Consider the following 25,867-nt stretch of genomic DNA (forward strand, 5'->3'; position numbering starts at 1 on the left):
TTAACTTTGCCACGATGCAGACCTTTTAAAGAATTAAAAAACTGACTTTACTAAATTTACACAGTTAGGGAAATGCTTAATTTGCTTAAGAAAACGGGAAAGGTCCGGTGCTAGGGGCTGATTAACCTGCACAGGCAGGCTAATCACAAAAAATACGGTCCTGAAAATCAGTCTACTTTGTAAGAGTCAAAAAGGTAACCGTCAAAATCCTTAGAATCAACATCGGAAAGTGAAAACAGTACATCTTTAACATTTTCCATATGCTGCCACATGGCCTGTTTTGCCTGCGCCGGATCTTTTTTCTGCAGAGCGGAAAGGATCTTGGCATGATCTTCAAGAAACTGTTTTCTATAGTTGTCAGTATGAATATGGGTATGCAGCTGCGCCCACATTTTACTGGCAGCGCGGCGTTTCCAGATATTCTTCACCACTTCTACCAGATAGTTATTCTGCGTTGATTCTGCAATCAGAACATGAAACTCAGTATCATAATCATATTCTGCATTGCCCGCTTCGATTGCTTTTCTTTCATTCTCAAGAACATGCTTCATGCGCACAATCTGCGCCCGGGTAACATGGATGGCGGCAAATTCAGCAATATTACTCTCCAGCAGCTGTCTAGCCTGAAGCATTTCAAAGATCCCCAGATCCTCGGCTTCATGAGCAGAGCTTTCACTCGACGGATCCTGTGAAATATCATCGGGAAGCGCTGTGACATAAACCCCGGATCCTTTACGAACTTCAACTAAGCCCTGCAGCTCCAGCATAATAATCGCGTCACGAATAGCGGTTCTGCTGACAGCAAAGGATTCAGCAATGTCCCGTTCAGTGGGCAGGCGGTCACCAATTTTATACTTTTTAGTTTTAAGCTGCTTAATGAGCTCATTACCAAGAGCAACATATCTTCGTTGAATTCTTTCCATAATATTTCTTATTAGATAGCAAAACAGATTAAAGCCGATAATAACAAAATGCTAACTGATTAACCAACTCCACGCTATCGCTTTGATATTAATCACGAATAATTAACGCTAAAGCAGAGCCTTAGTACAATCAGGATAAGTAAATGGTGAGTTTGCTATAAACACAGAAAAGATTAAATATAAAAAGCAGATTGGTGACGACTTGAGCAATGCACCGCAGGTCTTTCTGGAACTGCTCAAGAGAATAATTAGTTAAGCTGAGAAAATCTGTAGATTAGTAAAAAAACAGGTCACCCGTAAACCTTACAGGTGACCTGAAATTTACTAAATAAGCTGTGAAACCAGCAGGAAACCGCCAAAGGTGAAACTTGCCAGCAGCGCCGCTCGTCCACCGGCTACCTGGTAATGCGAGCCCTCTTCTAATAGATCTTTAAACTTATTAGAGCGTACCTTTAATACCATTGCCATAGGTACAAAAACAGCCAGGAAAACTAAGATAATCCCCGCATAAGCCAATACGCCGATAAACTGATCTTTAGCTAATAACGCCCCCATTAACGGCAGCATAAAAGTAATCACAAAGGTTACTGACTTGTTTTTATTAAACAGATCCCGGTTCTGATCAAACAGAGACATCGCCACGCCAAGAAAAGAAGTCAGCAGAGCCAGCCCGGTAAATAACGATAAAACAGGTCCGATATTTTCGTAACGCTGGCTTAACACACTGATCAGCTCTGACACGTTAGAAAATTTCACTAACTGCTCAACGGGTAAATTACCAACAACCGCATATAACCACAGCAGATAACAGAACAAAGGAATAGTTGCTCCGATTACTACCATATTTCTCAGCTGCTTATGAGTTGCTTCGCTGTTGTATTTAACCACAGACGGCACAACCACCATAAAACCAAAACTGGTAAATAAAACAGCACTGTTTTTTATCAGATCTACCTTACTGTCGTTACTTACCAGCGAAAAGTTCTCAGATGATATATTTGGAAGCAGGTAAATCAGAGTAATCGTCAATACAATCAGCATCACAAAAAACAGTACCCGGTTAAGTTTATCAACCGCAGCCGTACCCTGAGCAACAAAAACCCCGGTAATACAGGTAAACAGAATCTGACTCTGGAGCAGGTTCAGCTCAAGGCCGTAATTTCCTAAGACCTGACGCAGCAGATCACCGGCACTTACTATATAAGCGATCATTAAACAGGTTACCAGGCAGTATAACAAGCCGTTGGTCAGCAGCTGCCCCTGTTTGCCTAAGGTTTTACGGGCGATACTGTTCATGCCGATACCGCCGCCGGATTTTATGGTCGCTTCAAGCAGCAGCAGTGCCGCATAGGTAGTACCAAGCCAGATAAGGAGCATTAATACTGTTCCCCAAAGCAGTCCGAACTGCGCTAATACCATAGGAATTGCCAGCATGCCGGCACCTAATGCAGTCCCTGCAATAAGCAAAGTTCCGCCTGTTAATTTTAAATTCAAAATATCTGCCTTATCGGTTGTTTTAGCGCGCGGACGAGAAAGTCATTCCTTATGACAGAACTCCAGCCCGCAGCTGTATCGCTGCTAAATGCAGCATGTAAAAATCATATTAAACCGGCCTTATGCCGCTTAACCAAGGTGTTTTGCTGAGGCTTAAATTTTCCTGCTTCAGCCGCTTGAGATTATTCAGGAGCGATATCATAAAACAGCACAGCGCACTTTGGTATTACTGATTTCACTAAAATAAAATCATTTTCACAAAAACATTGAAAATAAAGAGATACATAAATGAAAAAATAATCAGCCGTAAGTACAGGCAGCAGGTCAGCGGCGTCCTTTTAAATAATCCAGCCTTAGCGGTTCTGGAAATTTTTCAATCGCATAGCGAAGCATGGTACGGGGCATCTCTGCATAGAACTTATCAAGAAAGTGCATTTCCACAGTCAAATCGCGATTACCAATTTCCCGCAGCATCCAGCCTAGCGCTTTATGCATTAAATCATGCGGGTGATTTAATAAATGCTCCGCTAACTGCAGGGTCAGCTGAAAACGCCCTGCTTTGATAAATGCAAAACTGCTCATTACCGCGATACGCTGAAACCACAGGTTATCACTGTCGGCAAGCTTCCATATTTGCTCTGTTTCTTTATCCAGTAACCAGGTGCCTAATAAATAATGCGCAGAACTGTCAACCAGATCCCAGTTATTGACCCCTTCAAGCTACTATTATGTGATCTACTGTTATAATACAAGCACGTAAATCCACGAGGGCCGCAACAATGAATCACACCACCGCATACATCTACAGCCGCATTAGCTCAAAACACCAGACCACTGGCCACGGATTAGACAGACAGCAAGAGCTCGCGCTGGAATACGCCAACCGGTTAAACTTCAACATATCGACTGAAACATTTAATGACATAGCAAGTGGTTATCACGGAAAACAAATGGCCGGTAAATTAGGGCTATTAATTGAAGCAGTAAATACAGGACGTATACAGCCACCTGCTGTATTAATCGTTGAATCACTTGACCGCCTGGGACGTGAACACGAAGTAGAAGCACTATCAAGACTGCTTGATCTTATAAATGCAGGTATAGACGTTCACGAAGTTTCAACTGAAACCGTCTATAACAAAGCTCGACCTGAATTACTTCACTTAGCATTGGCAGTCATGTCGAGAGCTCACAACGAATCAAAGCTAAAGAGTCAGCGAAGCCGTGACGCACTGGACCGCGTATTCCATAAAGCAGAGCGGAAAGAGGGCATTATATCACGCAATGTTCCCAGTTGGATAATCATTAACACTGACACTACCACACCAGCTACAGCATTCAGCCTGAACAAAACATTCGCTTCAACTATTCAATACATATTCAACCTATATCTATCTGGTATGGGCTCCAATCGCATCGCACAGAAGCTACACGAAGAACAACACGAACTAGTGCTATCAAAGCCACACCAAGCTAAGCGCATGAAACAAACGTGGACGGACAGTCGAGTCCTTAACATACTCCAAGCAGAAGCAGTGACAGGCACGTTCACCAGTAAATCCGCATCACGCCAGCACATCATAATAAATGACTACTACCCACAAGTTATATCAATCGAGCAGTTCAACCAAGCTCAAGCAATACGGACTAACAAGAAGCGCACTAATGCTCAAGCCAGCAACAATGGAACAGTTAAGAATATACTGTCAGGGCTTATTCGATGCGAATGCGGAATGAAATGGCAGTATAACAAATCAGCATGGACTACTAAGCAAGGTAAGCAAATCAGAGAATACTTAAGATGTGGAAGCTACAAAGCAAGCCCAAATTGTGGCAGTCAATCACTACAGCTAAGACAGCTAGAGCACCTTATCCTCACGTGGTTCAGCTCAATCAATCTTAATAACACTGTATCTAACACTAATGAACACAGGGCGAAGTTACAACAGCTAGAACAGCAGGCTGAGAACTTACTTGACTTAGTAATGATGGGTGATGCACGTGCCAATACACGTTATCAAGCTTTAATGAATGACATCAATGAAACTACGTCACTTATAGCAAATGAGACAGAGCAACAAACTGTTATACGTAATGCAGAGTCCTTTAACGTATTCGATGTGCTTGACGTGAAAAACAATGAACTAAGGCGCAAAGTTCAAATACTGCTAGTAGCTACTGTGAATCGTATTACTATTAAAGTCGAAGGTAAGGACGTGACTCTACGTATCTACATGAACAACCACCAGCTAAGTGATGACGGTTTTGCTCAACAATTCAAAGGTGTAGTAAATGACATGGCAAAAGCACATCAAACGCATTGTATGCCACGTGTTGCAATTGGCTAACAAAATTATGGAGTGAGATTCAGTGTCGCCTTTAGAATGGCGTATAGGGGGAATGAGCTAACTTGCTGTGGGTTAAATAACTGTAACCTTAATAATAAAAATAAAAAACAAGGAAGTATTATGCCTATTGAAATAACAGCAGTTCTAGCTACTGTTGGATTGGGCGCTGTAGGCTGGCTGGTTATGCGTATGCTAAATGGATACGATAATCGAATTAAATCAGTTGAACAGGCGTCGAACAACCATATATCTAAACAACTAGTTGATGATGACCGTTGGAAACGACAAGAAGTTACTAACATCAAAGTTGAGAACATACAGCAGAAACAAGCTGTAATTGAGAATCGTGTTGATACTCACGATGACAACATAATGGAACTTAAGGAACAGCTAAAATCTATGGATGGAAAGCTTGATCAACTACTAACACGTTTGTAATCAATAGCACCTTAACTGGTGCTTTTTTGTGGTTTTCTCCTCCAATTATAAAGTTTGCATCAAAAAAACACACAAACCATGATCTAAGGCACTGTCAAATACAAACCATTTTGCTATAAAACATCTTTATTATGTGAACTACATATTCATTAGTAAGTATCACCTAATAGGCTATTAACTTTTATTAAAAAGGAATAATCATGGCAACACTAGATATGAAAGGCCCATTTGCTTTAAATGATGCCACAATCGATAAAATAATCTTAAAAGAGTCTGCTGGTAATTACGCATTAGGTCAAACAAATGACAAAGATGTATTTATAGTTTCCTATGTAGGTCGTTCCGATTCTGACGTAAAACAACGCCTTAAACATTGGGCTAAAAATTCCAAACGACCTATGTTTAAATATTCTTATGCTACATCACCAAAAACCGCATTCGAAAAAGAGTGTAAAAACTATCACGACTTTGATGAACCAGCAGATAATGATATTCACCCAGACAAACCTGATAATAGTAGTTGGTCCTGTCCTGTTTGCAGTTGTTAATGAGTTCAATTCAAATCTTAAACTATGAAATTTAAATGAGGATCTACAAGATATTCTGGTATCCCTAAATTTCAATCATCTTTCTACAAACATAATAATGGCTGTTTTCTTTGTTTTTCCTGCCACTAATAATCGTTGTATAGGTTGTTTTAAAAACAGGATTACATTGCTTCATGGCCATATCTTTTACTGTGTATCAACAAGCATATAATCTAATATGCTATTCGGCACTAAGGCGAATTAATATGACTGTATACTGTGTATCATATGACTTGAATAAAACAGGCCAAAACTATAATGGGCTTTACAAAGAACTAGAGAAATCATCAGGCTATTGGCATTATTTGGATTCAACTTGGTTGATAGCCACTTCTGAAACCGCTACTCAATTATTTGCTCGTTTAAAAGCATATGTTGATGATAATGACTCAATGCTAGTTATCAGAGTAACGACAGAACATAGTGGCTGGTTACCTAAGAAAGCATGGGATTGGATTAATAATAACGTTTAATGCTTAACGAAAGCATTTAAGCGGGTTATACAGAATAAGGATTTGATGTCTTAAACCTTATACTTTTGTATGTGGCAAACTCCACATAATAAGTGCCTATAGTATTAATTCCTAATTTTGATTCATTTTTGGGTGCCATATGGCACCATCCCCTCCACACACGTAAAAATAAAATCAAACACCTACAACAACCATGATCTAACACACTGTTTAAAAAGACTAATTTTGTTATAAAACCATCTTAATTAAATGAATTATGTTTGCGTGTTAATAAACTACGTAAATAATTGGAAGGTAATAATGTTTGATGATTTTGATTTTAGTTTATTAGACGATCCTGATTTTAAAGAAGATTCGGTTCGAGAAGAGTTAATATTACCGATTATCAAGGCACTCGGTTATTATTCTAATGGTGATAATAAGATCGTAAGAAGCAAATCTTTGATGCACCCGTATGTAGCCATAGGTTCTAAACAACGAAAAGTTTCAATTATTCCTGATTACATGTTCCTCTCAGAGGGAATGCCATATTGGATTCTAGATGCAAAGTCACCAACTGAAGAAATAATGAAAAGTAAGCATGTAGAACAGGCCTATAGTTACGCAATACATCCGGAAGTCAGAGCTAAGTATTATGCACTATGTAACGGTCGAGAGTTTTCTCTATATAGCATTGATAAATTTAAACCAATATTGAACTTTTCACTTGAAAATATTGGAGAGTATTGGGAATTTTTATACCGCCTGCTCAACCCAAAATTAAAAGCTAATGATGAAATAATGGAGTATCACCCTGATTACGGTATCCATATGCTAAAGCTTGGCGTCACAAAAGGATTTAAATATATTGGGCTAGCTGTAAATATTAATTGCATATCTAAAATTGAAGATGGGCTATATACAACAACGACGGTTATTCCTGGTGATACAGAGTTTATCGTATCAATTGATTTCAATGAAGAACAGTTAGAAGTATTGCTTTCAATGCAACCAAAACATCTTGCTGAAATCGTTAGAAGCGGATTGAAAAGACAACCTTATTATATTTTCTTAAAAAATGACGACTTAAAGTTTGGTGTTAGTGCTTCACTTTCTAATAAAATTCAAGAAAATGCAGAAGAACAATACGTGTCCTTTGTCGCAGATGAATTCATGGAGTATTGTGGATTAACTGAATCTAAGCCCTAACAAGTGCGTCACGTGAGAATTTTATTCACTGATGGTTATCATCAAAGCGATCTTAAAATCCACATACACAAACATTGCAGTGAAAAGAAAACTAAATGCAAAATAATATTAACCAGTTTAACGAAGTGGCCGCAACTATATTCGCGTATCTTCATGATCATTTCCCTAAGCCCGTAGGCATGAAAATGCATGAATTAGTTGGTGGAGAAATAAATTCAGACGAAATGTCTATGTGTCCCAAAACAGACTTTGCTAAAGATGTAGTAAATTGGTTAACTGACGAAGGTTACATTAAGTCGAGTGGCGGGAATTTTGCACTTTACAGTCAGTGTGTTTTAACATCTAAAGGTTTAGATGCATTAAATTCTACTCCTGATAGCCTTGGTGGAAAAGCAACCACTATTTCAAAAATTAAAGATGGCTTAGCAACAGGTTCTAGCGAGGTGATTAAGGCAGCTATTGGAGCAACTGTTAAGTCTATTGTTAGCCACGCACTCTAACAACAGCTATTGTCGGACAAATTGTCCGCTACGCTTCAAATTTGCACAAAACACAGCATTATATTTTAAGGGGAGGTTTAGTTATGACATTAACTATTGGTGAATTAAAGAAAATGATTAAGGACTACGATAATGATATTGAAATTTCATTTAGTGGTTTAGATTTCTATCGTTTAAAAATGAGAGGCGATAAACTGGTTCAAGTCGAATTCAATCAAGGTGTTTATAAGAGTCGAGAAACAGGGGAAATTATTGTAGAAAATAACGATTGATTTAGAGGATATAATCATCGGTAAAGAAAAACGGAAAATGGAAGAAACATGTGGTCGCAAAGCTCAAGACCCTTCCCGTTTTAAATATTTATATAAAGATCAGAGATAAACGTCGGTGCTTGTCCAACAATAGGATTAAGTCATGGTTCGCGTTGCTCGCACGAACTATCCTTAATTAGTGGTAGTAAATATTTATGCAGATGTATTTTTTTCACTCAAGTTTGCGACTACATCAACTAACCTAGATGATGATATAGCAGCTTCTTCACCTAAATTTTGCCCATTCATCGAGTTTCTTATTTCATTACTTAACATATTTTCCACATAATCAAGATATGAATGAATTGAACCTCTTTTTAGATATTGTTCTGTTCCAATTATCTCTTTAGATAACTCATCAATTGCTGGCGTAATTCTCATGTCTTTATACCAAACCTCTAATTCACAAGAATTGTGATAAATTAGCACTCCATACCAAACAAACCTCGAACATAATGATTTATAAAGAATATAAAGTCTAAATACTTTTTCATCTAAAAATGGAAGCAAAGATTGTGCTTTCATACATTCAGAATTCGAATAAAATATGCTTTGAGCATCATCAAAATCCTTACATATTCGTTCTTTATCTTGAACTCCTTTCGTCGCTTCTATTGGATTATCAATTTTTATAATATCAAGCATGTATAAAGGGCTTGGTATTAACACTCGAATTTCAATAATATATTTCCATAATTGCTCATTTGCCGAAATTCTATTTTTCACATATTCACTATGGGCAGACATATAAGCTGAATATGCAAATTTATGTGATTCAATAGCTTCATTTTTTCTGTTTTTAAATAATTCAAGCTCTTGGTTCATTATAGAAACAGTCTCTTGAACTTTTAGGTTTTGCTGATACTTTATTTCAGACAATTCCTTTAATGAGTTATTATTTTCATTACTCAATAGTCTTTTAGCCCAAAGGTTACCGAGCCAAGCGCTTAAGGCCAAAACCAAAGAGACGCCCCCTCCAAAAGACAGTAAAACACTACTTATAAAATCCATAAACCCTCGTAGAACGGTTATTTACTTAACGAGGCTGTAGAATTTCTCCATTTTCAGAAAAAACATACTTTTTCGTTTTTTTATTATCATTTAAAAACAACAACTTAAAATTTGTTGATTTTCATAAATTTACAAAAAGTGAGTTATTCTACAGCCTCAACGCCTAGTTAACTGCCGCGTAGGCTGGCGATGTTTTTGCTGCTTTTGTTTTTAGCAAAAACTGCGGCAACTGTATCGAGTCCAAGTGCTGCAGCTTGTTATGCATTCTTTACTAACCATTCAAATTCAAATGAAATATTCAATGCATCTAGCGCTTTTTTGCAAGCATCTTCAGTTGTCTCTTCGGTATAAATAAAACGCTCTTTCTCATTGCATAAGCGATTAATTAAATAATAAAATATTGCAAAACTTTCAGTATTTGTTTGAAGAGCCGCCTTATTGGCAACGAAATCATTCATTTCTTTTTTTTCCGAGATAATTGCAAGTCTTTCATTAATTCCTTGAGAAATGAGTTTTAGAGCTCTTACTGCTTTACGTTGATCTCTTGTTAGTTCTAAAAAAGATTTTTCAGTTAAAGAACCTATAGTAAGAAACTCAATTTTTGACGGTAAACTAACAGGAAAAAAATCGCTTGGATCTTTAATTCGATTTAACTCCACATTCCATACTTTTTTGTAAACATTAAAATATTTCAATGTATATTGTGGTAGGTCTTTAAGTAAATCCTCAAGTTCAGTATAAAAGCAGTTAATAATATGCTTGGATTCTGACTTAGACTTTCGAGATTCAATATACGGAGCAAGCCATGCCCCTATCAGCACTCCCAAAATAGGAGTTACATATTTTAACCATTCTCCAGACACCATACCTCCTTTTGTATGCAACGCCCCTGTTAAGGCGCTGAATATTGTTGGCTAAACTTGAGCGCAGCGAAAATAGCCAACTGTATTCTGTCGCACTTTAACGGCTTGTTAGCTGGCTTGAACACAAGACAATTCTTCATGATTAATAAATGGGGTGACTTCACCACTCAATGCTCTTTCTTGAGAAAAATTGGAGCCAATACCGTCGGTTAATTGCTCAATTGTATATTCTTCTAGGGCTTCAACTTCATATGCAGAGAGCAACCTAGACAGACGATATTCAATAGAGCCAATCAATGAGCTAGAAGAAGTGTCATAAGAGAATGATAAGATGCCACCGGAAACATGCTCAGCAAAATTCTCTGTTTCCTCTCCATCATATAGATAGTCGGAAAACTCCTCATCTTCGTAGCTTAATCCATTTAGCGATTCCAAGGTTACCATGTCACTTTTTAAATCAAGTGATCCATCATCATTTTCTTCAGCACTGGCTACAAGTGCTGGACCTGTAAATCTTATTGTTGGCATTTGATCTCCTTCGCGATGAACTCTTAGCCAGCTAAGACGGACTAATTCTGTGCTTACACAAGAAATACGCCCATAAATTATCTTTTATAAAGGTGAACGCTACATATTTTAACATTGTTTATCAAACATTTACATTTTAAATAGGATTTAGCTATTATAGAAAGACAGAACAGAGGCGGTTCTGTTGCACGAATTATTAGTCATTTCAGATTGCAGAAAGTCCGTCAGGGTCAGCCGTCCATAGCATGACTGGTGTTTAAAACATTATGTTTTTTGCTTATGCAGAATATTGCTGACTCAAAAACCTTAGTGAGATTTAATCTAACGTAGGGGAAATCAACACCTATACGTTAGATTAAAAATGCCACGTGCTAGTTGTCTGTTAAACAGATTGTTAGCTGATTTTCTCTGCTTGTCTTACATCGCAATCATACAAAGGAAATACAAAAGACTCATCTATTTCTGGTAGGCTAACTCGCTTTTTAACCGTGAATGATAAAGTTAGGTATTCATAGAATCCCCATTTTAACTGTGGGTTCCAATACTCTGCAATTAAGCTTTCAACACTTTGCTTGTCTTGAAGTCTTTTTTCTACTTTATGTGTTAATACGAAAGGTGCTTTGTGTTCACATTCCGGCTCTACTTCATATAGATTGATTTCGCTGATTTCAACTCCATTTTTCATTAAAAAATACACAGCAAACTCAGCATCATCGGCAAGAAACAAAGCCTTTTCTCTTCCTGGAGCGTTTAACGGCTTTAACTTATCCATTTCTTTAGATGCGTTTTTGTAGAAAGAATTATTTCGTGTTGATTTTACTTTTTTTCCTATTGGTAGCTCATCTTTTGTTGCGTGATAATATTTCATTTTTTCTCATTTCAGCTAGCGCTTTGCTAAGCGACGTAAAACAGTTGGCTATAATATTGAGAAACGAACGACAGCCAACTGTTAGGCGTTCGTTTAAACGATTTATTAGTTAGAATTTTTCAAATTTAAGAACTGTTGAAAAAGATTTTGTCATTGGATCTATAAACGATTCAATTTCTTCTTCGAGAGCAATCATTTTATTTTTGACGACATCAACATTATCACTACTCAAATTCTTTCTCTCAAATGCAACTAATTCCCTGTTCAAGCGTTTCCATTTATAGGCTAAACTACGAGCTTGAGTAACATCATTGAGAACTTTATCTGGTAACAAAAATCGAGCTTCGTTACATGACGTTTCAAAAGCAAAAAATAGCTTTTCATTAACCTTTTCATCACACAGCATGTTTTCGAAAATTGTAACTATTGAATGATAAATACCAAACCTTTTATCGTAGAGTTCCAATCTGATTTTTGTTTTGTTCACAACATATTGTTGCCGAGCAATGTATAGCCCAGCGACTGCGATCAATGTGATAAGAAATTTGGAAATTTGTAGCCACTCTTCCATTGAAACCTCAAATTCTAACGCCTTAAGCGGTGAATAATTGTTGGCTATAGTCGTAGAGCGAAGCGAAACGTAGCCAACTATTTTTGTATCGTTTAAAGTTCTTGTTAGATTTATAGCCCGCAAGAACGAATAGAGCGTAAGGATAGAATTTTATTTCTAATCTGTGCAGCATCCAAAAAATAATTGTCACCTGTTTTAATAATAAAATTTTCCTCCCATTCATCTAGCTGAGATTCTAAATTATCACTATGAGCCGATAATTGAATAAGAATGAACTTTATATCTCTTGGAATCTGAATCTCCGCTTCATCTCTAGCTTTATATTCAGACTCATTACTTTCATGGTAATTAACATTTTCACCTTTAGCGCCTGGCTTACACCACGCATCATAAATGCTCAGTTTTTCCAATGCCTTACCAATTAGCTCGAGCTCTCGTTGATTCAGAATACTATTTTTTTGAAAGTTTTTAACAGCCATAGCTATTTCATTTGCTTTAAATACAGCGACTGCAGATGCAATAGTTGCAATAGCAGCAAGAAGTGGAGCAAATAAATTTATTGTTTCATGCACAATGTAACCTTTCCCTATATATAGTTTTAATTGTAAATGTATTACCGAAGATAAAACCAACACCTTTTAGACGGACTAATTCCATGCTTCCACAAGAAACATATTCATCAAAAAAATAATAACAAAAACAAATCCTACATTTATTCTCTATTTTTATCAAACACTTATATTTTTAATGGGCTTTATCTATTGTAGAAGTCGGAAAAGTTCCATATTTGCGGTAAAAACACGAAATACGGCCCGCACAGCATGCACAAACATTGTTTTTTTGAGTAAGCAGTGAATAGCTGTAACAACATCACTTATCGTTGTTAAAGTAATATGTTACGTTTGGATTATTTCTTTAAAAAAGACAATCAATAACTATAAAGCAACGTATCACAAGGAATAAGACATATGCATATTCCGGCCTAACGTGAACGATCATTCCAGCGCAACGTGAACACCAATTCTGGTTTAACGTGAACAGTGATTCCGGTATTATGCAATTCGCTCTTATCTTTGATTTATATGGACATTAAATGGCAAAACCACTAACTGAGACGGAAATACTTAAAGCTATTAAAGCAATTGATCCGACAGCAGGTAGGCTAGCAGAAATGCTAGTTACAACTATAAAAGTTAGTATAAACAAGCAGATTATGATTGAGGTAAGGCTACGACAGGATGCTGAACAAAAACGACAGGACGAGATAAAGCGAGAATGCGACGAACGAGCACTACGAAAAAAACATAAACTACCAGACACGCCACCTGAGTTTAAAAAAGTAACGAAGCTCCCTCGAAGCAGATGTAAGCCTCTAATAGGAAAACCTCGGCAAAAGCTCAATTACGAAGTTAAAGAGCGTAAAATCACCGTGTTCAAATCAAACAGTCTAAAGTTAGCATTCATCTCAACCAATATAGCTTATTACACTGAAGCATATGAAGATGTGATAGCACGTGTGCAAGTCGATTTAGCTAAGCGAATTAAAATTCAACCGTTGCTTAAAGCTTCCGACCTTAGAATGGAAATAATGAGTAATGCTATACCTGTCGAAAAGCTAAACAACGAGAAACGTTATGCATTTGACAAGCTAGTAAATGACGGTTGGAAAATGCTAGGCAACAGACCCAAATTAAACCGTCCGTAGCTTATGTATATTACTCAGTAAAAAACGCCCTTACACAAAAGTGATAAAAGTGATAAAGGCGATAGAAGTGATTTAAATATTTAAGGTTCTGTTTGTTGTTATAAAAACTTATAAGCAGGCAATAACGCTTGTTTGACTGATTGAAGAATCAATCAAAACAACTAACTAAAGGTAACAATATGAATTCTTACACACACAATGAACTACCAGCTAACTTACAAAAAGACATCGAAGCTTACTTTCAAGATAAGATGCTTGTCCGTGTAAACGTAAAGTTACTTGCCCTTACTACAGCTAAAGAAGAAGCAGAAGAAGAGGTAATATCTAGTTCAGCGGATTACTACGACAGCTATATTGATGATCGCAATGAAATTACAGAGCAGCTAGATACCTTCACGTATATCAAAAAATATGTTCTAGGCGATAGCGTGACGGGTAAGCGTTATTACTTAGAGTCTAAATTAGGACCTTTTGAAGAAGAGCTAGAACGCTTGAACAAGTATCTAGAAGAAGAGCTTGAATACAACGATTATGAAAAAGTAGTTAGTGGTGAACTTGAATACGACGAAGACCATGCATATTACGATGAATTGAATGAGCGCAATGAAAGCATGAAGACTATCGAACTTATTCAATACGCAGTAAACGCATGTAATAACTAGAGGTAACAACATAAAACTAGAATACTAAGGCACCACCGGTAACTGTATAAAAAAGCAACACCCGGCGTTCTAACACTTACCCCTACGCTTCGCTCGTCCCTTCCTTTTGTAGACAGGTCGCTGAGCGTAGCGAGGAAGGACGTCTACCGAAGGAGACGAGTTTGTTGAAGACAAACAAAATAAGTCTTTTCAAATGTTTTTCATTGCCCTTAATGTGTTTTTCAAATCAATTATTGTAAAGAAGCGAAAGCAAAAAATGTAATGAGCAGTTGTGTTTTCCTTACAAAGGAAACGCAAAGCGCATGCAATAAACTCTCTTATTTTATATCTTTATAAGACATGCGACAGCGGAGCAGGGCTTACAACGAAGTGAAACGAGTGACGTTTTTCATTTATGTTTATGTGTAATTATTTTATGTTACTTTTAAGGAGAACAGAGCACAACTTTTACCAAAACATTTTAAACACCAGCACTGTTTCACAGCAGCTCTTGCTTAAAAAACACACAAAACTACCGATTCAACTCATTTTGCAACCACTAAACACCTGTATTTGTGCAAAATTTTCTGACATTTCTTATGCTCACCCTACCTTTTGTGCAAAAAATTTTGGTAAATTTACGCTTGTTACACGCGGTTTGTTTAATAAATTACTAAATACAGTTAAGCAAGACAAAATAAATTTAACTTACCAGCTGTAACACGCTAGGAATCATAACAATGCTAAACGCACAAAAATCAAAAATCACCTGTTTCATCAACGAAGCTACACACGACAAACCATTTCAAGCTAGCGGTCATTATTCACACTTCATACAAGCAGGAGATGAAGTTGAGGAACAAAAACTTTACTTTCAATCAACTAAAAACAAATACAGCGTGTTGAAATCAAACGGTGTAAAAGACGAGTTACACGCATCATTTATGGAGCGCTTCAACTATCTTGAAAAATACTTCAAAAACACCAGCGTAACCCTGCACGCAGTAAACTTGAAAGAGCAATATGAAGACCGTGGCAAAATGCCAAAGAAAAATGATTACTATACAACTAAACGATACGCTCGCCGCGCTAACTCAGCCGCTATCATCGCTTTTGATACTAAAGTTGTCTTTATAGAAGTTCACAGTGGAATTATTGTTCAACAGTTTTTCGGAGATCAGATTGAACATGTAAAAAAACAAAAATCTTTCCGGGAAAACTGTGCTGATATGCAAGTTGATATTCCAGCCCTGAATGGTTCAGAAGTTGTTAACTTCCACGGAAACACTAAAGTCAACTTAGACATAAAAAGCAAAATCAGTATGGACTTACAAGCAGGTGACAGCGTAAAAACAATTACCAGCCGCTACAACGTTGGTGTCAACACTGTTTATGATATTCGTCGTGATCATAATATTACTGCAAGCCCTAAAGATCGCCGTAATGCAAAAATCAAACAGCTACTTCAATCAGGTATATCAGTAACCAATATTGCTAAGAAGCTGGAACTATCACGTGGCACAGTAAATTCTCAGAAAAATATACTAAAAGCCACAGGTGAACTGTAGCCCCTCCTGCATTACAAAAGAAGTAAAAGCCTCCACACTTCTTACTAACAAAAAATAGAACCACAGCGATCCGCGCAGTCACTACTCAAATTTACGAACTCACACACTCTTCATACCAGAAGTATGTAAGGAACACGTCAAACACGAAACAAGGAAGTCAAATAATGAACCAATCAACACTAGAAAAAATACATGCGCTAAAAGCAACACGCATTCAAGCTGAAACAGAAGCTACCCCGCTACTCACATCAGGCTTTAGTATAGATTTAGCACCTTATTGGGAACAGCTAGATCAGCTTACAAAAACATCTGTTGATATATGGAACAAGAAGCCTGGCGGTCAACGTCAAGTAACGAACCAATACAACACTAACTTCACCGGACACGCGGCTGAACTAACAGCATTTGCGTATTACCAGCAACATTACACTAACGTAGAAGCACCAGATCTTACAGCTTATTTGAACAACACCGAAGAAACATCAGATTTTGATATCTTAGCTGATGACCTAAAGATACAAGTAAAAGGCATTTCACTATTACTCAGCGGGAAGTATCAAGTAACACCATATAACGTGCATGAATATATCAATAACAGCACCGATGAAATCATGTTCTGTTACGTAGATAAAATAAATCAAAAAGGCTACGTCTACGGTAGAACCACACCTCAAGCTATGCTTCAAGACAACAACCGCGCAGACAACGATCAAGGTAAATCATGTTTCTCTGGTGAACGTGTTTTACTGAACTAATTCAATAGCTTCGTTGCTCCTTTAAATACTAAAAAGGAGCACATATGAAACCAAAACAACTAAAAGAGAAAGAGCTTAATGCACTACGTGTTGAGCTTTTAACTAAACAGAAAAACAAGTGCCCTATCTGTAAGCGTAAACATAAAACATCAGATAGAACTTGGCATGTAGATCATGCCCACCAAGGCGAACCTCACGAACACAGAGTAAGAGCAATACTATGCCCTGCATGCAATACAACGAGCGGCGCTGTTTGGAAAAAACTTATAAGAGCAGGCTTAGTCAAGGAACTAGGCGCAGATGGCTGTATAGCGTGGTTATCAAGCCTATCTGCGCACTTTTCTAGAGATTACAGCGATATGCCTTGGCACCCGAACCGAATACAAGATGAATCAAAACGCTTCAATAAGTCAACTAAAGCAGAGCAGCTAAAAATGCTAGCCGACCCACCAGCAAAAGCAACTAAAGCAGAGCTAGTGAAGCAATACAAAAAACAACTACGAAAAACATAACCAAAAACAATCAGGAGACTGCACATGATTTTTATTAACGTTAATGAATCTGATTGGGATGAATACCTTATCAGTTCGTTTGGTGTTGATTTATTACACGAAGCACTGGAGGACTAATGAAAGCCCCCTTCAGTATCTGCTCGTTCTCTGCGTGCAGGAGTATCGCTACAAAAAACAGCCGATGTAAAAAGCACCAACGAGAGCAAACAAAAGAGATAAGCAGGTCATCAACGACGAGCAATAACAACATCTACAACTCAAGTAAGTGGCGCAACCTAAGAACACGAAAAGCACACTTGAACCCACTCTGTGAAGAATGCCTTACTTATAACGTAATCAGGCCATTAGATGTAATTGACCATATTCAGGAAATAGAAGATTACCCTGAACTTGCTTACACATACAGTAATCTCAAATCGCTCTGTCATTCATGTCATAACAACAAAACAGCTAAAGCAAAAACTGCTCGAACTAAAACAGTCACAGCTAGTGATATGTTCAAACAAATTCAAGGAAGAAAATAATGTTCATACCAGACCACATCGACGGATGCTTCTTCAAGCACGAAAACAAACCTTACCAATTTCATCATAATGAAGGTGAAATATCATTTGAGTTTTATGGTAAAGGTGAACCGGCTGAAGATGAAGCTCTGTTGCTAACGCTTATAAAACTAAGCGAACAAGCTATCAAATAATAATGAGGTGAACTTGAGATGAGTATCTCGATTAACGCATATCATAGAAATAAGCGAGCGTGACATAATCAGCTTTTAATGCCCAAGAAACACTGACTGCAAACACCATTTCCACTGTATCCTGCCTTTCTACAATAAATAGTTCCTATTGAAAACATAAACGTTTGATAAACATACACTGGAAATGTAAACTTCATTACTGTTATGATTTTTTGATTAAAACCTCCTTATGGAAATACGGAAATTTTCCGCCTAATAAAATGTTAAATTTCATTGAGGCTTCAGTGTGAATAATTTAGAAAATGATGTAATTGAGTATTTCAAGAAATTCTCTGTTGAAGCTCAGAAAATAAAAGAGTCTGATGAAAAAACTCCTGATTTCCTAATACAACAGGAAGAAACGATACTTATCGAACTGAAAGAAAAAAGTGATGAGGAAGCATTACATAAAGCTCAAGAAGAAGAGTTAGCTAATGGTGAAGTTTTTGAGCACATAAATACGACAGGCTATAGAAATAGAATTTCTGGTGTTATTGGTCATGGAATAAAGCAACTTAAAGCTCAGAAAGAAAACACTAATAGCGACTATTGTTTACTTTTTATAATAGCTAATGGCGTTGCTCAAGGTAATCAATCTGAACAAATAATTTCAACATTATACGGCAGAAAGCACGTAATCGATTATGACGCGCAAACAAGCGAAGCTTCAAGTTGTTATTACGCATACCATAGTGAGTTCTTTAAGCATAAAGATGTTATTGATGGTGTTTTTTTGATTACTAGCAAAAATGTAGTTTTATTGGTAAATGACAAATCCCCTAATTATGCTGATTTTAAAGTCTCTCAGTTCATTTCAAAATTTGTAGATAAAATCGGGATATTTGATCTAGTTGAGCTAGAGGCAACTAGTAGCATCATGGTCGCAGACTGTAATATACCTCGAAGTGACCAAGAGGCAGTTAAGCGATATGTATTTGAAAAATACTCTATAGACAGAGGAATGATGTTGGATTTCCCTCATTTCACATTTCAAGCAAGGGTAGATGGAGTTGAAATTTAATCGGCTAGCCGGAGGTATCTAGCCTCCAGCCCTCACACCACCCTGCATGCGGCTCCGCACAAAGCGGTTTATTTAGAACGCATAACTCAAGCTAGCAGGCCATTAAATAAAGAGCTCATCCGTTATTATCAGAGCCATGATTTTACTTATAGACAAGGTAAGGCTAGTAACACTCCATCATATCTATGGCGCAATTTATAAAGGAGCGGACATGGCAGACAAACTGGAACCTGGAACACCTGAATTTGAAGAATGGGTAAGCAAGAGAGCTGAAGAAAGAGCAAAAAAACTGTTCTCTGAAGAAATGCCTCCAGAATTAGCAGAGTTAGAAAAAGGTCTAATTGCAGGTCCAAAAGATATCACTGATGTAATGCCTGAAAAATCAATACCTGAAGATGTTGCTATAGAAAAGAGTGAAAAGAATTCACATTTAAAGTTAATTAAATAGTATGTTTTTCAACCTAGCTAGCAAATCAAGCAGACGCATTACGGCTGTAACATTTTTTGCCCGCAAAAACAGCGCTAACCTATACGTAAGTGTAGGCTACGTTATATTTTAAGAGGTTTTAATGCCAGATATTTATGTTCGTGATTATGATTGGATGCAGAGTAAAGATCGAAATATAGATGATAATACCCTTTGTGATTTCATTGAGATTTTAGAATATCAATCTGAACGCTCTCGCCTATTTGAGGAAGTCGGAATAGAAGATCATGGTGCTCATGAAGAAGCATTATATGTTTATTTACTGGATGCTTTAAAAGTTCCCCCCGAGGGACATAAAAAGCAATTTACAGGTGAGCACGAAGCTTTTGATAAAGTGTGTTCATTTAGTCGTATGTGGTTTGATGATCAGTTTTATGGTGAATACTTATTGAATAATGACCCTCTTGATAGATCGCCAATGGACATTATTAATTTATTTCGGAATGAAGTCGAAAATAATTTAAAGCGTCACTATAAGTAAATTAACAAGGAGAAAATACGGCTGGCTATCTCACTCCGTTTATATTCTAGCCAGCCAATTTTGTCTGTTATTAAGGCATTAACTAAAACCGGTCTTACCTCCCATGCATGCAACTCCACATATAACACTCATTTAAAACGCACAACTTAAGCCAATAAAAACAACTATAACGCCTTCTAAACTACGATCCCCCCGATAAATTATGAATATCCCAGCCTAATGTGAAAAATATTCCAGTTTCCAGGTGAACATATTTATCTTCACTTCTGATCGCAGTGTATTCCATGTTTCCACCGCAAATACGGAATGATTCAGCCTTTCTACAAAACTTAAACCCTATTTAAAATGTAAGTGTTTGATAAGTAGCACCAAAACATGTAAGGTTTATTTTTTACAATTAATTGTTCAGTATAACTCTTGTGAAAACATGGAATTATTCGGCCTAAAAATATCAAGTTTCTCCGGAGAATAAATGAATAAACAACAAGACCAAATGAAATGGGTTTTATTTTGGGTGTTTCTAATTTTATTTACTATGATGGTGCTTGGAACTCTTGCAATGGTTTTTCTAGGATTTGGCTCGCCCACTGAGAGCGAAAGGGAAATAATGGTTAAAGGCCTAATTGGTGAGGTCGCCGCGTGCATTGTTGCCCTTTTTTATTCTATTTTTGGTTTAAAAGGGAATACTAACGACAATTCAAAAATTCAAGAATTAGAAGACAAAACTGATCAAATATTATTAGCTTTAGAGTCATATGAAAAAATTGAAAAGCATATACCATCTAAGCCCCCAGAGCTATCAAGCACCTCTGAAATCACAGAACAGTCAAATACCGTAGTTAAAAAAGAAGCAAATAATCAAATTACTTTAAATGATTTTGAAAGTAAGATAAAAAAATTAAAAGATGCGCCTCCTTTCCCTCTTACTGTATACGAATTAGATCCATTACCTGAGGATATAAGAAACAACCTTAAAAGCACGAAGCCATTTGATTTGAAGCATCGTAAAGAAATATATAATGGAATGAAAATTCAATGGAAAGCTCTACTCGCAACAGTCTCTGAAATTAAGGATAACAAGCTTCAAGTAACCGCTGACGTATCGGACTCTATGTTAAATATAGTGTTCGAAATTGAGAATAGAACAAGCAATAAATTCAAGCTTGTTGAACAAAATGAGCCATTTTGGGTCTGTGGTGAAATAAAAAAAGCAAGCAGTTACGAGATTGAATTAGTTGATGTTCAAATACAGTTTCAGGAGCAAGCCTAATAGAGAACTTGAGGCTAGATACCTCCAGTTCTCCTGTATGTGATTGAGTTGCACTTTACATCGCAACCAACTTATTCATCGCTTAATGAAGCGTTAAATTATCTAGGATCAATATGTTACAGATTCATCTAAACCACCTAGGCACGATAAATGTAGATTCGTTACCTAATCAATGCCCCGTTTGTAAAAGTAAAGTTTCTGCTATTCAAACTTCAGTTCATTCTAAAACACAAAGCAACTGTGTTGAGATTGCATATCAGTGTCCAAACGAAGAATGTTTAAGTTTGTTTATTGCTCGTTATGAAAAACTTCAACCTACACCAAATACCATAAATGGTTTTTTCACTTTAATTAAATGTGTTCCAAATAATCTTGATAAACCGGATATTGTAGAAGAGGTTGCTGAATTATCTCCTCAATTTTGTGAGATATTTACCGAATCATATCAGGCAGAAAAATTAGGTATGGAACAAATTTGCGGAATCGGCTATCGCAAAGCCTTAGAGTTTTTAATTAAAGATTTTTGTATTTCTGAACACCCAACTGAAGAAACTAAAATTAAAGGAAAAGCATTAGCTAAATGCATTAATGATTATATTGATGATATACGAATTAAGCAGTGTTCAACGCGAGCAGCTTGGCTAGGAAATGATGAAGCTCATTATGTTAGAAAATGGTCTGACAAAGATATCCATGATTTAAAAATATTAATTAAGCTATGTGTGCTATGGATTCAAAGCCATTTACTAACAGTATCTTACACATCATCAATGGCAAGAACTTAACAATTAATTCACCTTGACTAAAACATGAAACTTCTGTTTAAGGAAATATAGATTAATGCCTACATCAAATTTTGCAAGGAATGCTCTTTTAAATTCTAAGCGTCGATATGATTGCACTTTTGATCAGTCACTTACGCCCCTAAAACGAAATTTGATGTTTGTATCTGTATTATCTTTTGCTGCTTTAAATGTTTCACCTAAGAATGGCGAATACAATGTAAATCTAGGAGTTATCTCTGGAGTCATTGACAGACCTGAATTGATCTTTTGTGGTTTATTAGCTGTTTGTCTATACCATGTTTGCTTTTTTTGGATTAAATGTAGACATACAATAATTAATTCAATTAATTACCATAAAGTAGAAGAATTTTTCATGTATGAACTTTCCGCTTCACATGCGTTTCATGAATACAATAAATTAGTCAGATTGCATTTAAATACTAACGTAAACATGGCAGTTGGATCATTTAATCGAAGTCCTAAAAATCCAAGAGAAAATGACAACTGGAAAGTAAGATCTCAAATTCAATTTGAACACATAAAATCTTATCCTGAGTTGCTCTCTGCTTTAAACGAAAATAAACACTTTGAAATTAATGAAAATAGAGGCTTTGCAGAAATAGATTTTACGTATAAAGCCACTAACGATGATTATAAATTTTTAAATATCCATAGAGATCATTTTTGGTTAACTAAAAAAAGTGAATTCATAGAGCATGTTCTTCCATTAATTCTAGGGTATTCTGCTGTGATATTTTTAACATACAAAATTACTACTTTAGTTCTGGTTATCCCATAAGAAGAAAGCCAGACAACAAGCAATTGATAAAAAACAAAAGAATGTAAAATTCATTTCTATTGTAATTTTTAAATGGGCGTATTTCTTGTTGAAACACGGAAGTTTTCCTTCTAATAATATGTTAAATTTATAAGAGGTATCATGATAAATTCAATCAATCCTAAACACCCATATGTTGGTAAACAACATGCTAAAGTTGAGTATTTAGAATCAGTTAAACTATTGATTGATACTCTCAGCTTACATTTAACTAAATCAGAAATTCGAGATATACCTAAAAAACTTCAAATAACCAAATCTTCTATAAATGAAGCTCAATATCTACAAGCTGCATGTGAATTAACAGTATGCTTGTATTTTGCTGATAAATATGGGGGTAACTTTATCTATGAAGATAAAGTTAACCCCCCTAAAGATGTAGATTGTTCATTTATTGATAATAACTCAAAATATAATATTGAAGTAAAGTGTGCTGATTTTTCGGTAGTAGATAACGTAAAAAATGACGATTGCTTTAAAATGTCAGCTCTTGGAAGAATGCCCGAATACCGAGGTGTGGTGTCCAATTTACAAGAAATTTTTAATGATTCAGGTAAGCAATTAAAAACATATAAACATCTTGATAATCGCATGAAAGACTTTCTTATATCAGCTCATGGTAAATTTTCGGATGAAAATTATGGTGATGTAGTTAATGTGCTTTTAGTTTGTTGTGATGATGCTATGGATATGACTAAATGGACAAGCTATTTAACTGGATTGCAAGGACTATTCACAAAGGACTCATTTCATAGCCAAGTGTCATTTAATAAAGTTGATGTAGTTATACTCTCAAATTTATATCACAGGCATGCTAAATACCAAGAAAAAGAAAACATCACTAATAATTGGGATTTTGCTTCATCTTTTAATATTCTGTTTTGTAATCCTGGGCGAAAATCAAACAAGAAAAAGGCTATTGAACATCTATATGACATTATTCCGAATTTTAGTAAAGAAGTTATGAACTACCCTGCAGCATATGAGTTGGAAGCCTTAAAATTAGCAACATTTGTTAATAAAGAGCTTAAAGCTAAAAATCAGCATTACTTTAATTAGCGTAAAGATAAATTCAACAAGGCATTTAAACGGAACGAAAACAGTGGATTAGAGTTCAATTTCCTCCTATTTATAACCCACTTAATCGACGTTTCTAAAGGAAAACTATGTCTAGTGATATTGAAAGATTAAAAGCATTTCATCATGTTGAATCATTTTTAGATGAGGAGACTAGATTATTATTAAAAAAGAAACTGAATCTTGAAAATTCAAATTTAGAAAGTCGATTGCCGGGTTTAAAGGTTGAAGATGAATTTGCACTAATATTACACTTTTTCAATAACTGTAAACACATTATCTCTATTGATGAAACAACTTCAGTATTAACCGATGAATCATATCAAAGTGACTTTATTATTCATTTTAAAAATGATGAAAAAATAATGGTAGAAGTAAAAAGTAGTAAAGATAATAAATTTAAAATATCTAAAAATAACCTAGAAAAAAGAAGAGCATTTTCTAATGACTTAGGATATGAATTGTATTTTGCATTACAACTTTATGGCTACTGGATGCTATTCCATAATGATTATTTAATTGAAAATAATTATAGAATCGAACTTATTAAAGATATGAATAATTCAATTTTCTTAACAAAGTTAGATGCCACAATATATATAATCCCTAAGGGAGTTAAAGTTGAAAGTATATATAGTTTGGAAGAAAATGGAGAACTAGGAATTACCCACGCAGAATATGGTGAGCTAATTTCGATTAAATTATTTTATCAAGATACATTGCTTTTTGAAGTCTCTTTGGATAATAAAGAGTATTTGCCAGTATGTATACTTTTTGAGTTATGGCATGACATGCTATTAGAGAATATCAAGCTTGAAAAGCTTGACGAACTAACAGTTAAATCTATATATGAAACAAGTAATGAACTTATGACATTAGATTTTAAGTATTTCTTATCTTCAATAGATCATATGGTTAACGTCTATGATAGAAGACACGAATCATCATCATTCTTAAAGTTATTAGCATCTAATATTGATGCTTCGCTCAATAAAGAAAGGCTAGAAATATTGTTTAATGTATTAATTAAATTAGGTATTCCTATTCGTTCGGGTATGTATGCATCTGATAACATGATAAAATTTAACTCGTAAATGCTTTTCTCTAAAGCTAATATAAAAAAGTAATAATGTTGGAAGTTTAAAACTGAACGCGATCATATAATCGGGTAGCCAGAGGTATCTAGCCTCCAGCCCCCTGCATGTGGCTCCGCACAATACGGTTCATTTAGAACGCAGCAAAAAAAACTGTAATGCCCTCTAACCACGCTAGAGGGGGGCTATCTTAAACGTCTGAGATCACCTGAACTACAGCGCCACTTCTTTACAATTTACGCGTCTTGAATTTTTGTAACTTTTTCCCCTGCCCTATCCCCACCAGCAACAATCCAATTAACTCCGCATAAATAGCTTACAAACAGCCCTTCTACCTACAAAAACAATAAAGGAGGCGTATAAAATGGCTGAACCAGCTAAAACAACCAACTTATCAAGTCTTGAAAACGCACCAAAATCACTGGATAAAAACAAAGAAATTAGGGGTTTCTATAAGGAAATCATGCAGCACTGTGAGCAGAATAAAACTGTAACCGCCGCTGATGCTATTACAGTAAAACTAGCAGCTGATGCTTTATGGATTTACCAAGAATGCTTTCTTGCCATGTTCAATCCTGAGCTAGGACACGCTGACGTCATCACAACAACTATTGGTGATAAAGGACAAACCAGACGTGTTATTAAAGAAATGGATCCCATTGACTGGACACACAACCTAGTTTCTTAAGTGATCAACCCATGACGTGGTTTAATAGATTCACACACCCCAGTTAAGACATCATAATGAACTTAACGGGAGAAATAGAATGACAACACGTAAAAAATATTCGAAA

The 25,867-nt window shown here is 36.1% G+C and carries 31 protein-coding genes and 1 pseudogene; 23 read left to right on the forward strand and 9 right to left on the reverse strand.

Annotation, left to right across the window (positions count from 1 at the left end; genetic code table 11):
• Positions 1–167: 167 nt before the first annotated feature.
• From G337_RS0111235 to G337_RS26095, 3 genes and pseudogenes are all read right to left on the reverse strand, one after another.
• On the reverse strand, positions 168–923 hold the full coding sequence (locus G337_RS0111235; protein WP_028863970.1) for an FCD domain-containing protein: 756 nt from the start codon (positions 921–923) through the stop codon (positions 168–170).
• A gap of 324 nt (positions 924–1,247) precedes the next feature.
• Positions 1,248–2,417, reverse strand: coding sequence for an amino acid permease (locus tag G337_RS0111240; RefSeq protein WP_028863971.1), 1,170 nt, complete (start codon positions 2,415–2,417; stop codon positions 1,248–1,250).
• Positions 2,418–2,741: 324 nt separating this feature from the next.
• A pseudogene (locus G337_RS26095) lies at positions 2,742–3,119 on the reverse strand (DNA alkylation repair protein); the annotation flags it as partial.
• 77 nt (positions 3,120–3,196) lie between these two features.
• Here G337_RS26095 and G337_RS0111250 point away from each other — a divergent pair.
• The 7 genes from G337_RS0111250 (at position 3,197) to G337_RS0111280 (ending at position 8,223) form a co-directional block, all read left to right on the forward strand.
• Complete coding sequence (locus G337_RS0111250; protein ID WP_028863972.1) at positions 3,197–4,765, forward strand: recombinase family protein; 1,569 nt, start codon at positions 3,197–3,199, stop codon at positions 4,763–4,765.
• Positions 4,766–4,885: 120 nt separating this feature from the next.
• Positions 4,886–5,203, forward strand: coding sequence for a hypothetical protein (locus G337_RS0111255; RefSeq protein ID WP_028863973.1), 318 nt, complete (start codon positions 4,886–4,888; stop codon positions 5,201–5,203).
• 200 nt (positions 5,204–5,403) lie between these two features.
• Positions 5,404–5,751: a hypothetical protein gene (locus tag G337_RS0111260; RefSeq protein ID WP_028863974.1), complete on the forward strand. Its 348-nt coding sequence runs from the start codon at positions 5,404–5,406 to the stop codon at positions 5,749–5,751.
• A 245-nt stretch (positions 5,752–5,996) separates the two neighbouring features.
• Positions 5,997–6,263 carry a hypothetical protein gene (locus tag G337_RS0111265; protein ID WP_028863975.1) on the forward strand — a complete coding sequence of 89 codons (267 nt, stop codon included), beginning with the start codon at positions 5,997–5,999 and terminating at the stop codon, positions 6,261–6,263.
• A gap of 300 nt (positions 6,264–6,563) precedes the next feature.
• Complete coding sequence (locus G337_RS26100; RefSeq protein ID WP_037027355.1) at positions 6,564–7,451, forward strand: type I restriction enzyme HsdR N-terminal domain-containing protein; 888 nt, start codon at positions 6,564–6,566, stop codon at positions 7,449–7,451.
• A 95-nt stretch (positions 7,452–7,546) separates the two neighbouring features.
• A complete protein-coding gene (locus G337_RS0111275; RefSeq protein ID WP_028863976.1) occupies positions 7,547–7,951 on the forward strand; it encodes a hypothetical protein in 405 nt (134 codons plus the stop codon).
• A gap of 83 nt (positions 7,952–8,034) precedes the next feature.
• On the forward strand, positions 8,035–8,223 hold the full coding sequence (locus G337_RS0111280; RefSeq protein ID WP_157619284.1) for a hypothetical protein: 189 nt from the start codon (positions 8,035–8,037) through the stop codon (positions 8,221–8,223).
• A gap of 192 nt (positions 8,224–8,415) precedes the next feature.
• Here the strand turns inward: G337_RS0111280 and G337_RS0111285 are convergent, their stop codons facing one another.
• From G337_RS0111285 to G337_RS0111310, 6 genes are all read right to left on the reverse strand, one after another.
• Positions 8,416–9,273, reverse strand: a complete 858-nt coding sequence (locus tag G337_RS0111285) for a hypothetical protein (protein WP_028863978.1) — start codon at positions 9,271–9,273, stop codon at positions 8,416–8,418.
• Between the two features lie 257 nt (positions 9,274–9,530).
• Positions 9,531–10,136, reverse strand: coding sequence for a hypothetical protein (locus G337_RS0111290; RefSeq protein WP_157619286.1), 606 nt, complete (start codon positions 10,134–10,136; stop codon positions 9,531–9,533).
• A gap of 108 nt (positions 10,137–10,244) precedes the next feature.
• Entirely contained in the window at positions 10,245–10,664 is a 420-nt protein-coding gene (locus G337_RS0111295) for a hypothetical protein (protein WP_028863980.1), read from the reverse strand.
• Positions 10,665–11,058: 394 nt separating this feature from the next.
• The gene (locus G337_RS0111300; protein ID WP_028863981.1) at positions 11,059–11,532 is read right to left on the reverse strand and encodes a hypothetical protein; all 474 of its coding nucleotides are present in this window, start codon (positions 11,530–11,532) and stop codon (positions 11,059–11,061) included.
• 109 nt (positions 11,533–11,641) lie between these two features.
• The gene (locus G337_RS0111305) at positions 11,642–12,103 is read right to left on the reverse strand and encodes a hypothetical protein (RefSeq protein ID WP_028863982.1); all 462 of its coding nucleotides are present in this window, start codon (positions 12,101–12,103) and stop codon (positions 11,642–11,644) included.
• Positions 12,104–12,213: 110 nt separating this feature from the next.
• The gene (locus G337_RS0111310) at positions 12,214–12,675 is read right to left on the reverse strand and encodes a hypothetical protein (protein WP_028863983.1); all 462 of its coding nucleotides are present in this window, start codon (positions 12,673–12,675) and stop codon (positions 12,214–12,216) included.
• A gap of 521 nt (positions 12,676–13,196) precedes the next feature.
• Here G337_RS0111310 and G337_RS0111315 point away from each other — a divergent pair.
• The 16 genes from G337_RS0111315 to G337_RS0111395 all read left to right on the forward strand — a co-directional run bounded on the left by G337_RS0111315 (position 13,197) and on the right by G337_RS0111395 (position 25,761).
• Positions 13,197–13,808 carry a hypothetical protein gene (locus tag G337_RS0111315; RefSeq protein WP_028863984.1) on the forward strand — a complete coding sequence of 204 codons (612 nt, stop codon included), beginning with the start codon at positions 13,197–13,199 and terminating at the stop codon, positions 13,806–13,808.
• A gap of 179 nt (positions 13,809–13,987) precedes the next feature.
• The gene (locus tag G337_RS0111320; protein WP_028863985.1) at positions 13,988–14,470 is read left to right on the forward strand and encodes a hypothetical protein; all 483 of its coding nucleotides are present in this window, start codon (positions 13,988–13,990) and stop codon (positions 14,468–14,470) included.
• 719 nt (positions 14,471–15,189) lie between these two features.
• Positions 15,190–16,017, forward strand: coding sequence for a hypothetical protein (locus tag G337_RS0111325; protein ID WP_028863986.1), 828 nt, complete (start codon positions 15,190–15,192; stop codon positions 16,015–16,017).
• Positions 16,018–16,181: 164 nt separating this feature from the next.
• Entirely contained in the window at positions 16,182–16,772 is a 591-nt protein-coding gene (locus G337_RS0111330) for a hypothetical protein (protein WP_028863987.1), read from the forward strand.
• A gap of 44 nt (positions 16,773–16,816) precedes the next feature.
• On the forward strand, positions 16,817–17,284 hold the full coding sequence (locus G337_RS0111335; RefSeq protein WP_028863988.1) for an endonuclease domain-containing protein: 468 nt from the start codon (positions 16,817–16,819) through the stop codon (positions 17,282–17,284).
• 116 nt (positions 17,285–17,400) lie between these two features.
• Positions 17,401–17,808: an HNH endonuclease signature motif containing protein gene (locus tag G337_RS29560; RefSeq protein ID WP_051303180.1), complete on the forward strand. Its 408-nt coding sequence runs from the start codon at positions 17,401–17,403 to the stop codon at positions 17,806–17,808.
• Positions 17,808–17,981, forward strand: a complete 174-nt coding sequence (locus tag G337_RS28615; protein ID WP_157619288.1) for a hypothetical protein — start codon at positions 17,808–17,810, stop codon at positions 17,979–17,981. The genes G337_RS29560 and G337_RS28615 overlap by 1 nt, the downstream gene beginning before the upstream one ends.
• A 286-nt stretch (positions 17,982–18,267) precedes the next feature.
• Positions 18,268–19,041 carry a hypothetical protein gene (locus G337_RS0111355; RefSeq protein ID WP_028863989.1) on the forward strand — a complete coding sequence of 258 codons (774 nt, stop codon included), beginning with the start codon at positions 18,268–18,270 and terminating at the stop codon, positions 19,039–19,041.
• A gap of 211 nt (positions 19,042–19,252) precedes the next feature.
• Positions 19,253–19,489: a hypothetical protein gene (locus tag G337_RS0111360; protein ID WP_028863990.1), complete on the forward strand. Its 237-nt coding sequence runs from the start codon at positions 19,253–19,255 to the stop codon at positions 19,487–19,489.
• Positions 19,490–19,610: 121 nt separating this feature from the next.
• The gene (locus G337_RS0111365) at positions 19,611–20,009 is read left to right on the forward strand and encodes a hypothetical protein (RefSeq protein ID WP_028863991.1); all 399 of its coding nucleotides are present in this window, start codon (positions 19,611–19,613) and stop codon (positions 20,007–20,009) included.
• 472 nt (positions 20,010–20,481) lie between these two features.
• Positions 20,482–21,279, forward strand: coding sequence for a hypothetical protein (locus G337_RS0111370; RefSeq protein WP_028863992.1), 798 nt, complete (start codon positions 20,482–20,484; stop codon positions 21,277–21,279).
• Positions 21,280–21,392: 113 nt separating this feature from the next.
• Positions 21,393–22,064 carry a DUF4145 domain-containing protein gene (locus G337_RS0111375; RefSeq protein WP_037027357.1) on the forward strand — a complete coding sequence of 224 codons (672 nt, stop codon included), beginning with the start codon at positions 21,393–21,395 and terminating at the stop codon, positions 22,062–22,064.
• A gap of 55 nt (positions 22,065–22,119) precedes the next feature.
• Positions 22,120–22,863 (forward strand): hypothetical protein, encoded by a 744-nt coding sequence (locus G337_RS0111380; RefSeq protein ID WP_028863994.1) that lies wholly within the window; start codon positions 22,120–22,122, stop codon positions 22,861–22,863.
• Between the two features lie 141 nt (positions 22,864–23,004).
• Positions 23,005–23,961, forward strand: a complete 957-nt coding sequence (locus tag G337_RS0111385; RefSeq protein WP_028863995.1) for a hypothetical protein — start codon at positions 23,005–23,007, stop codon at positions 23,959–23,961.
• Positions 23,962–24,068: 107 nt separating this feature from the next.
• Positions 24,069–25,073, forward strand: a complete 1,005-nt coding sequence (locus tag G337_RS0111390; RefSeq protein WP_028863996.1) for a PDDEXK family nuclease — start codon at positions 24,069–24,071, stop codon at positions 25,071–25,073.
• Between the two features lie 364 nt (positions 25,074–25,437).
• Complete coding sequence (locus tag G337_RS0111395; protein WP_028863997.1) at positions 25,438–25,761, forward strand: hypothetical protein; 324 nt, start codon at positions 25,438–25,440, stop codon at positions 25,759–25,761.
• Positions 25,762–25,867 lie beyond the last annotated feature (106 nt).

This window comes from Psychromonas aquimarina ATCC BAA-1526, from assembly GCF_000428725.1.
Classification (GTDB): Bacteria; Pseudomonadota; Gammaproteobacteria; order Enterobacterales; family Psychromonadaceae; genus Psychromonas; species Psychromonas aquimarina.